This window comes from Lactiplantibacillus daowaiensis, from assembly GCF_005405085.1.
Lineage (GTDB): Bacteria > Bacillota > Bacilli > Lactobacillales > Lactobacillaceae > Lactiplantibacillus > Lactiplantibacillus daowaiensis.
The window spans coordinates 1-13,577 of the sequence record NZ_BJDJ01000001.1 but is presented as its reverse complement, the minus strand read 5'-3'; the positions used below and the strand labels follow the sequence as shown (position 1 = coordinate 13,577).

The 13,577-nt window shown below is 45.6% G+C and carries 12 protein-coding genes; 9 read left to right on the top strand and 3 right to left on the bottom strand.

Annotated features, from left to right (window positions below; all coding sequences use genetic code 11):
* Positions 1-2: 2 nt before the first annotated feature.
* The 3 genes from FFM75_RS00060 to FFM75_RS00050 all read right to left on the bottom strand — a co-directional run bounded on the left by FFM75_RS00060 (position 3) and on the right by FFM75_RS00050 (position 4,345).
* Complete coding sequence (locus FFM75_RS00060) at positions 3-1,979, bottom strand: beta-glucoside-specific PTS transporter subunit IIABC (protein ID WP_137627145.1); 1,977 nt, start codon at positions 1,977-1,979, stop codon at positions 3-5.
* 98 nt (positions 1,980-2,077) lie between these two features.
* Positions 2,078-2,926: a PRD domain-containing protein gene (locus FFM75_RS00055; RefSeq protein ID WP_137627144.1), complete on the bottom strand. Its 849-nt coding sequence runs from the start codon at positions 2,924-2,926 to the stop codon at positions 2,078-2,080.
* A 279-nt stretch (positions 2,927-3,205) separates the two neighbouring features.
* The gene (locus FFM75_RS00050) at positions 3,206-4,345 is read right to left on the bottom strand and encodes a baeRF6 domain-containing protein (protein ID WP_137627143.1); all 1,140 of its coding nucleotides are present in this window, start codon (positions 4,343-4,345) and stop codon (positions 3,206-3,208) included.
* A 198-nt stretch (positions 4,346-4,543) separates the two neighbouring features.
* On the opposite strand from FFM75_RS00050, the gene FFM75_RS00045 reads away from it, so the two are divergent.
* The 9 genes from FFM75_RS00045 to FFM75_RS00005 all read left to right on the top strand — a co-directional run bounded on the left by FFM75_RS00045 (position 4,544) and on the right by FFM75_RS00005 (position 13,470).
* Positions 4,544-5,248, top strand: a complete 705-nt coding sequence (locus FFM75_RS00045) for a class A sortase (protein WP_137627142.1) — start codon at positions 4,544-4,546, stop codon at positions 5,246-5,248.
* 80 nt (positions 5,249-5,328) lie between these two features.
* Positions 5,329-5,901 (top strand): LemA family protein, encoded by a 573-nt coding sequence (locus FFM75_RS00040; RefSeq protein ID WP_137627141.1) that lies wholly within the window; start codon positions 5,329-5,331, stop codon positions 5,899-5,901.
* A gap of 11 nt (positions 5,902-5,912) precedes the next feature.
* A complete protein-coding gene (htpX, locus tag FFM75_RS00035) occupies positions 5,913-6,815 on the top strand; it encodes a zinc metalloprotease HtpX (RefSeq protein WP_137627140.1) in 903 nt (300 codons plus the stop codon).
* A 63-nt stretch (positions 6,816-6,878) separates the two neighbouring features.
* Positions 6,879-7,667 carry a hypothetical protein gene (locus tag FFM75_RS00030; protein WP_171001396.1) on the top strand — a complete coding sequence of 263 codons (789 nt, stop codon included), beginning with the start codon at positions 6,879-6,881 and terminating at the stop codon, positions 7,665-7,667.
* A 235-nt stretch (positions 7,668-7,902) separates the two neighbouring features.
* Positions 7,903-9,279 (top strand): UDP-N-acetylmuramoyl-tripeptide--D-alanyl-D-alanine ligase, encoded by a 1,377-nt coding sequence (locus tag FFM75_RS00025; protein ID WP_137627138.1) that lies wholly within the window; start codon positions 7,903-7,905, stop codon positions 9,277-9,279.
* Between the two features lie 284 nt (positions 9,280-9,563).
* On the top strand, positions 9,564-11,168 hold the full coding sequence (cshA, locus tag FFM75_RS00020; RefSeq protein ID WP_137627137.1) for a degradosome RNA helicase CshA: 1,605 nt from the start codon (positions 9,564-9,566) through the stop codon (positions 11,166-11,168).
* A gap of 209 nt (positions 11,169-11,377) precedes the next feature.
* Positions 11,378-11,740, top strand: coding sequence for a holo-ACP synthase (gene acpS / locus FFM75_RS00015; RefSeq protein WP_137627136.1), 363 nt, complete (start codon positions 11,378-11,380; stop codon positions 11,738-11,740).
* Positions 11,740-12,873 (top strand): alanine racemase, encoded by a 1,134-nt coding sequence (alr, locus tag FFM75_RS00010; RefSeq protein ID WP_137627135.1) that lies wholly within the window; start codon positions 11,740-11,742, stop codon positions 12,871-12,873. Before acpS ends, alr begins: the two co-directional genes overlap by 1 nt.
* 204 nt (positions 12,874-13,077) lie before the next feature.
* Positions 13,078-13,470, top strand: a complete 393-nt coding sequence (locus tag FFM75_RS00005; RefSeq protein WP_137627134.1) for a type II toxin-antitoxin system PemK/MazF family toxin — start codon at positions 13,078-13,080, stop codon at positions 13,468-13,470.
* Positions 13,471-13,577 lie beyond the last annotated feature (107 nt).

Sequence of the window (13,577 nt, the reverse complement as noted above, 5' to 3'; positions counted from 1 at the left end):
CATTATTTTGTAAGTGTCAGTAACGTGTTATCTGTGGTGACGACGCCTGTAGTTAGCGCTTGAACTTGATTGTAATCAGTCGTATTAGTAATGATGATTGGCGTCGTGAGAACGTAACCTTCATTTTTGATGGCTGTGGCATCAAAGGTCATCAATAATTGCCCGGCCGAAACATGGTCACCTTGTTTGACTGCAGCCGTGAAGTATTCACCTTCTAGTTGTACCGTATCCATGCCAATATGAATCAGGATATCCGCCCCTAAATCTGTATGCAGGCCAATTGCGTGTTTGGTAGGGAAAACCAGACTGATTGTGGCATCCGCCGGCGCGACGACTTTATTATCACTTGGTTCGATTGCTGCACCTTGTCCCATTGATTCAGACGAAAAAACTTCATCTTGTACTGCTGTCAAAGGGAGTGCGGTGCCAGCGATTGGAGCGCGCAACTGTTCGGTTGCAACGGTTGTTGTCGGACTTGGTGCGGGAGTGCTAACTGGAGTCGTGTTCGTGTCACTAGCCATTACAGCGACTGGTTCTGGATCGATGTCGTGACGTTTAGCCAGAAACATCGTGAGTAAAAAGCCAACTGCAAAGGCTACAGCGCTAGCAATTAATGCCCCGTAAAAGCCCCATGACATTCCTTTAGGGCTGATCAGAGCGGGAAACTTGAAGATGCCCATACCGCCCATAATATATTGTTGGCTGCCAAAAAGACCTAGTAAGCCGCCGGCAATGCCACCGCCAATGCAGCTGAAGATAAATGTCTTTTTACGTGGTAAGGTGACACCATAGATTGCGGGTTCGGTTACACCGAAGATCCCGGAAATAAAGGCTGATGTACCTAGTACCTTGAGTTTGACGTTTTTTGTGTGCAGAATAATGGCTAACACAACGCCGGTTTGTGCGAAAGAAGCACCGGTAATTAAAGCAAGGATCGGATCTTTACCAATAGTTGACAGATTGAGCATGGCAACTGGAATTAATCCCCAGTGTAAACCAAACATCACAAGAACTTGCCAGAGACCGCCGAGAATCAAACCGGCCAAAATTGGGGCGAGTTTGTATAGCCAGATTACGCCAGCGGATACACCTTCACTCATCCAGCTTACCAGTGGTCCGATGATTAGAAGTGTCAGTGGGACCACGATTAGCAGGGTACAAAGTGGAGAAAGAAACGTTTTAACGACTGCGGGAATGACTCTGTCAATGATGACCTTTAGTTTTGATGCTACCCAAACAGAGAGAATCACAGGAATCACTGATGACGTGTAATTCATCATTAACACTGGGATGCCGAAAAACTTGGTATACACTTGTGATTCAAGAAATGTGCCGGCAAAAAGTGTCATCAATGGCTTAGTGCCCGCCGCAATATTCGCCGGTGCTAGTCCGACGATTGCTGGATAGACTAAGACCGCCCCAATCGCCATACCAATAAATGGATCGAGTTTGAACTTCTTGGCTGCCGAGTAACCAAGTAGGATTGGCAAAAAGTAGAAGAACGCATCACCAATTGCGTTGAGAATAATAAATGTACCGTCAGTTTGTGCCAGCCAGCCTAATGAACGAAACATTGAAGTAAAGCCTTTGATCATTCCTGTAGACGCTAAGAGTCCTAGTGTTGGGGTGAAAATGCTTGAAATAAGGTCAATGAATTTATCCAACAAACTCAGTTTCTTGCCGGTATTTTCTGCAACATTGGGCGTATCATCCGGTACGATACCGCCATCTGGCAGATTGGCACGACGAATCAGCGTATCGTAGACATCGGCGACTTGGTTACCAATGACGACCTGATATTGACCACCACTTTTAACGACTGTGACCACGCCGTCCAACGCCTTAAGCCAGTCGGTTTTGGCCTGATGCTCATCTTTTAGTTTGAAACGGAGCCGCGTTGTGCAATGAACTACACTAATTACATTGTCTTTGCCGCCGATACCTTTAATGATTTCGTCAGCTAGTTGTTCGTAAGCCATGTTTGTCACCCTTTCTGTGTCTGAAAACAGCAAAACCCAAGGCCTCCCCGGTGAGGGGTTGCCTTGGGTTTATGCCTGCTTACCAGTAACACACCCGGTTATTTAGTTTGTTCGCGGTGCGTGACGCGCCAGACATGTAAGATAAGATACACCTTGTCATTGTCTGCCATCTCCCACCCACGAGCTTTGTGTAGATAGTTTGTAATGATATTAACCACGGCAGATTCCCGTGGATATTTGCTGCGCATTAGCATCAATAAGCTAGGATCCAGTGCTTGACTAACATCTGTATCGCCTTTGATCTTACGAATGAAGAAGTACCGCAAATGTGACACAAAGCGGCTATAATTGAAAGATTCCGCATCTAATGTCATCTGATACTGCAATTGGACAATTTTAATGACACTGACAGTGAGTTGTGAGATCGCAATGGTGTCCTGCAGATTTTCTTGTTCATTTTTCACATTAACGAAGTGATAAGTAAGATATGTCGCTTCGTCATCGGGTAGATCAATGCCTAACGCTGCGTCCAGCGTTAGTATTGCTTGACGCGCTGCTTCGAATTCTTTCGGAAATAGTTGGCGGACTTCCCATTTATTGGCAGGGTCCGATAGGGTAATGCCGTTGCGCGCACGCGTACAGGCAAAGTCAATGTGATCCGCCAAGATTAGATATTGATAATCAGTGAACTGTACTTGCAAGGTAGTTTCTACTGCTTTGACTACCTGTAGTGTTGCATCTGTAATTGCCGATGGAAAGTTTCCCAGCGTGTCGAGAACCTCGCTATTAGCTGTATCGGCCTTAAAGTAGCGAGCAACCCTGTCTTTTGGAATATGGTCACCGGGATGGTGTCCAAACCCAACGCCGTTTCCAAGTACGATCCATTCAGTCTGATGTTCATCCACGACCAGCGCCGCGTTGTTGTTGAAATTTTTAATGTATTTCACTTAAGCGCCCCCAAACTGAGTGTGCAAACCCGTTTGTTGCATAAAAAAAGCCTACAATTGCACGTGACACGTGTGTAATGTAGGTTATGCCTGATCGAATCAGTAACACGCTATTTTTACCAGTCTATGGTACCGCTTACTTTAGCGTTCTGTCAAGTATAATCTAAGTGGTGATGGGCAAGGTGCAATCGCTTAGCTTAATTCGATAAGACTGAAAAAAGTCAACCAACAATTGTCGGTTGACTTTTTTGATTACAGTAGCTTTTAGCAAGTTAATACTTAGTAGCGTAGTAGTGCTAAAGCGGCAGTTTCAACTGGCATTCGACTGGCTGGGATAATCCGAATCTGGCCTTGCTTACTCATAACTTCGTCCACTAGGTCGTCGATCAAGTTATCTGGTAACGGCAAATCAGTGGTGACGGTGCCATCGCTTGGATGTAAGGTGCCGCTAACTTGAGCATCGTCGGCGATAATAAGCGTGTCAATCTGGCCAGCTAGGGCAGGTCGAATCATGTCGAATGGGTCATCGATTGCAAGTTGACGCGACTTAGCTTGATCGTAACGACTGAGCAAGATATCAGTCAGTTGCGTATGCCATTTGGTTTGAATCGGTTTAACGGCGGCTTGCATCGCTGTTAAGTCCATGCCGTTTGGTGATTGCTCCAGCATTAAGTGTTGTGACAAATACGGGTTCTTGCTTAACTTTCGGTAGACCGCTTGATTATGGCCTAAACCAATTAGAATTAACGGCCGCTGTGATTGCTTGGAGTAGTGGTCTAAAATATATTGATCGACTTGTAAATAGTAGTTACGTTGGTCGATTTGACGTTCTTCGGCTTTCGCATTGTGACCGTGGTAATTAACGCCGTGAGCGGGACTGGAGTTAAAGTTCAAATCACCACCGCGTTTTTCGTCACCTAAGGTTTGTTTTAAATCAGTCGGCGCATCTGCTGGTAACGGCGCTAAAATCAATTGCCCCTGCCGTTGTTGATAGAGGGCCATACTGTCTTCACTAAGCGCGAGCAAGTCAAAGTCGAATTGCTGCTGACGGTCGGCAATGATTGGGCGGATCGCCGGCATGCTGTTGACGATGACCTGAGTTTCAGTTGGCGTTTGTAAATCAAAGGCCATTAAACTTTGGGCATTAGCAATCAGGCCAGTATGCGGACCGGTGTGTTGTAACCACCAGCTATTATCGGCAGCTAAACGGTCGAATTGAACCTTGAATGGGCGCCAACTGGCTTTGGGAAAGCGTTGGGCCAACTGCTGTTCTGCCGTAGCGACAAGTTGTTTTAATTGTAAGCGGCGGCGGTTTAGGTCGTTTAAGACGGCATCAGTATTCAGATAGATGGCGATGAATGGTCCAGCATCGCGTTGTTGCATTAATTGGGTGAGATCATTTTTTACCAAGATATCCATAGGTCCAACCTACTTTCTATATTTGTTGGACCTAGCATATCAGAAAACAATTAAATAAATCAAGTGTTATGATTTTGATAAGTATTAAATAATTATTAAGGCGAAATAAAACCGCTACCTTTCTTATTAAGTCAAATTAAGGTATATTTACGGTAGACTATCGTTAATGGGGTCGTTGAGTATATGGGAGGCGGAATCATGCAAAAAAAGCAACATTCCGGATTGAAATGGTTGGGGCGCGGTGTTTTCGTAATTTTAATTGCGATTTCACTGGCATTGATCTTTAATGAACAAATTAAGAGTTGGTTGGTCAGTTCGTATTCACCGGCGGTCACGGCCAAAGCAGTCAAAAAGAATCAAAAGAAAACGGGCAATTTTAATTTTTCAAAAGTAAAGTCGCTCGACTTTCAAACGGTGGCCAAAGCGCGACTAAATAAAAGCGCCATCAATGTGGTTGGCTCGATTGCAATTCCATCAGTTGACCTGTACTTGCCAATTGGCAAAGGGGTCAGTAATGAGACGCTCGCTTTAGCGGCGGGCACCATGAAAGCTGATCAGACGATGGGGCAAGGCAACTATGCGTTAGCTGGTCACCACATGATCAAACATGGTGCATTATTTAGCCCACTCTACTATAAGAGCAAAGTCGGTCAGATGATCTACTTGTCAGATGTGACTCACATTTATGCGTATAAGACGACTGAACGGACCTTCATTAAGGCAACCGATGTACAAGTGATCGATGATGTTGTCGGTCAGAAGTTAGTCACGTTGATCACGTGTGATAAAACAGGTGCCGGCCGTCTGATGATTCGCGGCAAGTATGTCCAAAAGTGGGCCTTTAAACAAGCGCCTGCCAAAGTGCAAAAGTCATTTACGAGTCATTTCAATAACAAGTATTAAATTTTCACGACCAGTTGTTGTTCGTGACCAATTCACGTTACAATAATAATGGGTAGGAATATAGAAGGAGGTACCACTCGATGGTTGGATTAATTATTATTGCGATCATCCTGGTGATTATTGCGATCTATGCCATTATTTATAACGGCTTGGTCAAGGCCCGGATGTATACACAAGAAGCATGGAGTCAAATTGACGTGCAATTAAAGCGGCGAAATGATTTGATTCCAAACTTGGTCAATACGGTCAAAGGTTACGCCAAACATGAAAAGACGACTTTAGCAAAGGTTGTCGAACTGCGGAACCAAATGACTCAGATTCCGACTGGTGATCATCAACAAGCGATGGCGGTTTCGGATCAATTGACGTCTTCATTAAAGTCTATTTTTGCGTTAGCTGAAAGTTATCCTGACTTAAAAGCAAACCAAGAATTTGGTAAATTAATGGAAGAATTAACCAATACGGAAAATAAGATTGCTTATTCGCGGCAACTCTTCAATTCCAGCACGGCTAGTTACAATATGAAGTTACAACAATTTCCCACAAATATTGTGGCGGGGATTCATCACTTTCAACCGGCTGAATTTTTGGCTGTTCCTGAAGCTGAAAAGACCGCACCAACGGTTTCATTTGATGATGATGACCAAGATTAGAGGTTACGCCCATGTTATTTGAGCAAATTGCCCGCAACAAGCGGCACACGGTTTACGTGATGGCCGCTTTTGTCTTATTAGTTGCCGCAATTGGTGCGGCAGTCGGGTACGTGTTCTTTGATAGTACTGTTGGGGGCTTGATTTTAGCCCTGATCGTGTCGTTGGTTTATGTGGGTTTGATGGTCGGACAATCGACCGATGTGGTCATGAATATGAATCATGCGCGTGAATTGCATGGTGTTGATGAAGATCCAGAACTATGGCATATCATTGAAGATATGGCACTGGTAGCCAAAGTACCGATGCCGCGTGTCTTTATTATTGATGACCCTAGCCCGAATGCCTTTGCGACTGGGAATGACCCTAAGCATGCGGCCGTTGCCGTGACTACTGGGATTCAGCAACGTTTGAATCGAGAAGAAATGGAAGGCGTGATCGGTCATGAAATGACCCACGTCCGTAATTATGATATCCGGCTCCAAACGATTGCCTTAGCGTTAACGGCTGCGATTAGCTTACTGGTTAATTGGGGCATGAATTCATTTTGGTGGGGCGGCGGTCGCCGGCGCCGAGATGATGACCGTGAAGGCGGCAATGGTGGTTTACAAGTGATTTTGATGTTAGTGGCGATTGTGGTGATTATTTTAGCACCCTTAGCAGCTAGCTTGGTCCAAATGGCCTTGTCACGAAATCGGGAATACTTAGCGGATGCGGGGAGTGTTGAATTGACCCGTAACCCCCAAGGCATGATTGCGGCACTGACCAAAATCGACGATAGTCAGCCGATGCAACAAGCCGATCCCAGTAGTGCAGCTTTGTACATTGCTGATCCAATCAAGAAAAAGTCTTGGGCCCATTTACTAGCGACGCATCCGCCGATTGCGGATCGGATCGCGCGATTAAAAAAGATGTAATTCAAGCCAGCTATTTTGAGCTGAACGGCTTATAATGTAATTAATAAATAGACAGTTGAAAGAGTGAGTCGATTGCAACGCAGATATATTTACGCCAATTTAGAAAAAATTGATAATTTAGTGTTTGCCTATGGAATTGACCAGAGCGATTTCGTGCACGGTATCAAACGCTTGCCCGATAACTTAGTCTCGTTAGTCGGTGTTGATGATGAGCAGCATGCGGTGAATGCCCATACTGGTTTGAACGTCATCAATGATGAAAATGATATTCGTCGTTTCTTGTTGCAGACCCATCCCAATCAAGTCAAGTGGATGGATTATGATGAAGTCGGTGATTTGGACTTTTTAACGGCAACTGAGATTGCGGAGTTATTATATTTGGGTCACATGAATCGGCCGATTCGCTCGCCGTTTAATTATAAATTACGCAACCACTATGTTTTTTTGGAACAACGCAATGGTGGCATTAAGTTTTACTTCTATTACATCTCAGCATTTAGCCATGTGTTGAATGCGTCGATTGTTCGGCATACACTAGCGGCTTATCATGGTCGCCGGATGTTTATGCGGACGATTCGGGTCCCACGGGTACCAGAACCAATCATTAAACAGTTGGTTCAATTGATGGCAGATGGTTTGTTCATTTATTTTGATCAGTCGATGGTCCGGCAACGTCAGTTGTTAGTTCCAGTGCATACTGAAGTAGCGAATGACGACATTGAAGTGTTTGATCCTGCCCGCAATGATGAAGGCCAACATACCCATAATGTTGCGACGTTGAAGTTTAACTTCGTCACGAGTGTATGGGAGTTGCAAGTGCATGATCAAACGGCTTTTGAGGATCATTTATAAGCACCTAGTGCCCGTGATACGGGACTTATAACGAGTTTGGGAGCGGTCTCTTGAACTCGTTTTTTGGTGGCTGATTATCGGTGATGCCCACTTTCACGGGACAAAGTGGTATAATTTTGAGTGCGAACAGTCATTTTTTTGTCAGCTGAAAAACTGACTCGCTCGATTAATGAACGAATAGTCAGGAATACGGGTTCTCAGCCAATGAAGAACCGTGAATGGAGAGTTATAACTTATGAAGATGCAAGTTACCGAAATTGCCAAAGCCGTCCAAGCGACTAATGCAGAACAAGCTTGGCCTGATGTTAAGGTTACGGGGGTCGCATTTGATAGTCGGCAATTAACGGCCGGCGATTTGTTTGTCCCGTTAATGGGTGCTAATGATGGGCATGATTTTATTGAAAGTGCAATCGATCATGGTGCCGTGGCAACCCTCTGGTCAACTGAACATGCTGAACAAGCACCGACGTCTTTGCCGGTTATTTTGGTACCAGATACGTTAGTGGCCCTCCAACAACTAGGCAAGTACTATTTACAAAAGATTAATCCTAAAGTTGTGGCCGTTACGGGGAGTAATGGGAAAACAACGACGAAAGACATGATTGCCAGTGTGTTGAGCACGCAATTTAATGTGACGAAGACCCATGCAAACTTCAATAATCAAATCGGCGTGCCGATTACGTTATTGAGTATGGAACCCAATACAGAGGTTGTGGTCGTTGAAATGGGCATGGATCATTTTGGTGAACTTGATTTTCTCAGTCGGTTAGTCCAACCGGATGTGGCTGTGATTACGATGATTGGCGAAGCTCACATTGAATTCTTTGGGACCCGGGATAAAATCGCGGACGCCAAGATGGAAATCATTCATGGCTTAAAAGAAGATGGGACTTTTATCTTCAACGGTGATGAACCGTTGTTACAAGCCCGTGCCCAAGACGTTGACCAACGGCAACGGACCTTCGGCTTAGCCACAACGAATACCTTGGCGGCAAGTGAGATCAAAACAAGTCGAGCGACGACTGAGTTTACAGCGAACCTATGGCCAGAAACGCCGTTCACGATTCCGATGATGGGTGCTTATAATGTAAACAATGCGATGGCGGCCTTGCTAGTTGCTGATACGTTCCATATTCGTGATACCGCAGCCCGGAACGCCTTGGCTAAGTTTGTCCCAACTGAGAACCGGACTGAATGGTTAACCGGCCAGCATGGTGAAGCGATTTTGAGTGATGTGTATAACTCAAATCCAACGGCCGCCAAACGGGTCTTAGCAGCATTTGCAGCGACCCCAACGAGTGGTAAGCGCATCGCGGTATTAGGCGATATGCTGGAACTTGGTGAACAAGCCGATGCCTTACATGCTAGTCTAGCAACCGAGCTTGATCCGCAAACTATTCAAACCGTTTATTTGAATGGTGAACATATGCGGGCTTTAGCGCAAGACTTGGCGACCAAGTATCCGGCAGCGGCCATCCATTATTACCCAACGCATGAACAACCCCAATTAATTAGTGATTTAAAACAAAACGTGACGGCGGATGATGAAGTCTTATTAAAAGGTAGTCATGGGATTCATTTGGAAAATGTTTTGGCGGCGCTAGAAGCTTAAAATTAAAATAATTATGAAAGACTGACTGAAAAGTTAGTCTTTTTTTCATGACTTGTAAGCATAACCAATTGAGTCGGGGCCTGTGATTGGTGATTTAGCAAGGGTTGACCGTTGATTTCCTGTGCTTGCTAATTTAGAATAACCGGTGTATGATAATTCAGTTGTACCATTTTGAAAGATAGAAACAAGTCAGACCGTTGGCTTACTTGCATGCGCATCACGGAGAACGGATTTTTCTCTAGCTGCCAGTAATCCCATGGTGTCATCCTTAGGAGGAAACATATTTGAAGTTTACAGAATTAGGCTTATCCGATAGCCTACTTAAAGCAGTTAATCGAGCAGGCTACGAGGAAGCTACTCCCATCCAGGCCGAAACCATTCCAATGGTTTTAGCTGGTAAAGATGTGATTGGGCAAGCCCAAACCGGGACCGGGAAGACCGCCGCGTTTGCGTTACCAATCCTCCAACGCTTGGATTTTGACAATCATAATATCCAAGCTTTAGTTATTTCACCAACGCGTGAATTAGCCATCCAAACCCAAGAAGAAATCTTCCGTTTGGGTAAAGACGAACGGGCGAAAGTCCAAGTTGTCTACGGTGGTGCGGATATCCGCCGCCAAATCAGAAACCTGAAGCAAAACCCACAAGTGATTGTTGGGACGCCAGGTCGGTTATTAGATCACATTCGTCGTGGGACCGTTAAGTTAGACCACGTCAAGATGTTGGTCTTAGATGAAGCCGATGAAATGTTAAACATGGGTTTCTTAGAAGATATCGAATCAATTATCAAACAAGTGCCCGACGAACGGCAAACGATGTTGTTCTCAGCCACGATGCCGCCTGAAATCAAGCGGATCGGGGTTCAGTTCATGAAGGAACCACATCACGTTAAGATTAAATCAAAAGAAATGACCGCTGATACGGTTGATCAATATTACGTTAAAGCCAAAGAATACGAAAAATTCGACATTATGACGCGTTTATTCGATGTTCAGGCACCTGAATTAACGATCGTCTTTGGTCGGACGAAGCGTCGCGTTGACGAATTGTCTAAAGGTCTTGAAGCTCGTGGCTACAATGCTGCGGGGATTCATGGGGACTTGAGCCAACAACGGCGGACACAAATCATGCGTCAATTCAAAGCTGGTAAGTTGGATATTTTAGTGGCAACGGATGTGGCTGCCCGGGGACTTGATGTTTCTGGTGTGACTCACGTTTATAACTATGATATTCCACAAGATCCAGACAGTTATGTTCACCGGATTGGTCGGACTGGTCGGGCCGGACACAAAGGGGTTTCATTGACCTTTGTAACGCCAAATGAAATGGAATATTTGCGGGTCATCGAAAAGTTGACTAAGAAGCGGATGTTACCATTGAAGCCACCAACTGAAGCTGAAGCTTTTGCCGGCCAAATCGCCGCTGCTGAAGCAGATGTTGATACGTTGGTTGCTAAGACCGAAACAGATAAGTATGCTGAACAAGCTGCTGAATTACTACAAAAGTATGATGCAACTGACTTGGTCGCAGCTTTATTGAACGACTTAACTAAAGACGATGCAACGGCTGTACCTGTTAAGATTACCCCAGAACGTCCATTACCTCGTCACAAGGGTGGCGGCGGTAACCGTCGTGGTGGTGGTTATCGTGGTAACCGGAACCGTAGTAATGGTAACCGGGGCGGCGGCAATGGTCGTCACCGTGATTACTCACACAATGGTCGGAGCCGTGATCGTGACCGCGATCGGGATCGTCGTAATAACAACGATCGTAAGAGCAACGGTTACAAGAGTCGGAGTCGCGAAGACAATCGTAGCAACAACCGGAACCATGATGATGGCCGTAAGCAAAGTAGCAAGCGGAACTTCACTATCCGGACAAACGATTAAGACAAATAAAGTGAACTAGCTAACGGCTAGTTTTCAAGAGAAGTCGAGGCTTGCCTCGACTTTTTTAGTACCCAGAGATGCTAGAATGATAGGGAACCATTACGTGCGTAGACTTCACTCGTGAGTGAAAAGATTGCATGTAAACGGACTGTTACATTCTAAGCGACTGTGGTAAATTGGAAATATCATATTTGAAAGGCGATGGGGTCGTGATTTACGGAACTGGCATTGATCTAACGGAACTATCTCGAATCGATGCAATGTTACAAGCTGGGTTAAAATTACCGGAAAAGGTGCTGACACCAGCCGAACGCGCGGTCTTTGCGACTTATGGGGCTAAACGCCGGGTCGAATTTATCGCGGGTCGCTTCTCAGCTAAAGAATCCTACAGTAAGGCCTTTGGGACTGGGATTGGCGCTCAAGTGAGTTTCCAAGATATTGAAATCTTGGATAATGCGGCTGGGCGGCCGGAAATCACCAAACACCCTTATGCCGGGTCAGCTTGGGTTTCGATATCACATACTGATCAATTCGTCATGACACAAGTAATTTTGGAAAGAGGCAATGAGTGATGGTTGTAATTGGGGAACACCGCCACACACAAGTTCAAATCGACTTGCAGGCAATTAAACATAATATTAGTGAGGAAATGACACGCAAAGATCCCTTGACCGAGTTGTGGGCGGTCGTTAAAGCCAATGGCTACGGACATGGGATTATTCAAGTGGCGCAAGCTGCTAAACAAGCTGGCGCAACGGGATTTTGTGTGGCTATTTTAGATGAGGCTTTAGCATTACGCCAGGCGGGATTGACGGAACCTATTTTAGTTTTAGGAATCGTGGAACCAGAATATGCGGCTTTAATTGCCGAAAAGGCGATTTCAGTAGCAGTTGGGTCACAAGCTTGGCTGACACAAGCCGCAACTGTCTTGGCGGCAAATCAAGTTAACGCACCGTTACATGTGCATTTGGCACTAGATACTGGGATGGGACGAATCGGTTTTCAAACACCAGCCGATTTGGCCGCTGCGGTACAAACGTTGCGTCAACCACAATCGCCATTTGATTTCGAAGGCATCTTTACCCATTTTTCAACTGCTGATCAAGCAGATGACACGTACTTCATACAACAATTAACTAATTGGAAGACGTTGATCGCGGCGGTGGATGAGTTGCCACGCTATGTACACGTCTCAAATTCAGCCACTAGTTTATGGCACCAAGCTTGCAATGGTAACATGATCCGTTTTGGGGTTGCCCTCTACGGCTTGAATCCATCAGGCACGGCGTTAAGTGCGCCCTATCGGTTACAGCCGGCGTTAAGTTTGACTGCGGAATTATCGTTTGTGAAACATCTCGCTGCGGGTAAGTCGATTAGCTATGGTGCGACGTATACTGCCAAGCAAGCAGAATGGATTGGTACCGTTCCGATTGGCTATGCCGATGGGTATGAACGGCGCTTACAAGGGTTCCATGTTTTAGTTGACGGTCGAGTTTGTGAGATTGTGGGCCGGGTCTGCATGGATCAAATGATGGTCCGGTTACCACACGAAGTTCCAGTCGGCACGCCGGTCACATTGGTTGGGACTGACGGTGATCAGACGATTTCGTTGCAAGATATCGCGGATTATTGTGGGACGATCCACTATGAGATTGCTTGTGGGTTAGCCACACGATTGCCACGTGTTTATACCGATGCTGAATAAGTGATCCAGTCGTGTAAAAATTAAATCAAGTTAAACAAAGCAACGCCCCTTGGCTGATTAGTCGAGGGGCGTTGTTGGTCCGTCATACGCTTACAGTTGCTAAATGGCGGGCTTTCATGCTATGATTAACTTCAAGAATAGGCAGATTGACGTAGCTGTGGGGGCGTTAGTTTGCAAGGCGTCTGTATAAAGGGAGATGAGGCGATGGCCGCAGCTGACATTAAGCGAGGCGACATCTTTTATGCTGACTTATCGCCAGTCGTGGGGTCTGAACAAGGCGGGATGCGGCCGGTCTTAATCATTCAAAACAACGTCGGGAATCACTACAGTCCGACGGTCATTGTAGCGGCCATTACCGCGAAAGTCCAAAAAACAAAAATGCCAACGCATATCAATATCAATGCTGCGCATACTGGAATCGAAAAAAATTCAGTGGTTTTATTGGAACAGGTGCGAACGATTGATAAGCAGCGTTTAAAAGATCGCGTAACTCATTTAGATGAGCAAACGATGCAACGAGTTGATGGGGCGTTGTTAATTAGTATTGGGCTCGCCGACCGGGCCAAACATCGACCGCGGCGAACAGTACCACGTTAAGGCGGTTGCGTACGCAACATTTACATATTGGGCTCTTTGTCAACGGGTGTTGATGGAGGGTTTATGTGGAACTTCGTTCACTTGCGAACGGGGTTCCTTTTCTTTAC

Excerpts from the sequence above, each read along its gene's own strand:
- htpX (WP_137627140.1), top strand. The coding sequence starts at position 5,913 with ATGTTATTTGAGCAAATTGCCCGCAACAAGCGGCACACGGTTTACGTG.
- FFM75_RS00060 (WP_137627145.1), bottom strand. The coding sequence starts at position 1,979 with ATGGCTTACGAACAACTAGCTGACGAAATCATTAAAGGTATCGGCGGC.
- FFM75_RS00050 (WP_137627143.1), bottom strand. The coding sequence starts at position 4,345 with ATGGATATCTTGGTAAAAAATGATCTCACCCAATTAATGCAACAACGC.
- alr (WP_137627135.1), top strand. The coding sequence starts at position 11,740 with ATGGTTGTAATTGGGGAACACCGCCACACACAAGTTCAAATCGACTTG.
- FFM75_RS00005 (WP_137627134.1), top strand. The coding sequence starts at position 13,078 with ATGGCCGCAGCTGACATTAAGCGAGGCGACATCTTTTATGCTGACTTA.
- FFM75_RS00040 (WP_137627141.1), top strand. The coding sequence starts at position 5,329 with ATGGTTGGATTAATTATTATTGCGATCATCCTGGTGATTATTGCGATC.
- FFM75_RS00045 (WP_137627142.1), top strand. The coding sequence starts at position 4,544 with ATGCAAAAAAAGCAACATTCCGGATTGAAATGGTTGGGGCGCGGTGTT.
- FFM75_RS00025 (WP_137627138.1), top strand. The coding sequence starts at position 7,903 with ATGAAGATGCAAGTTACCGAAATTGCCAAAGCCGTCCAAGCGACTAAT.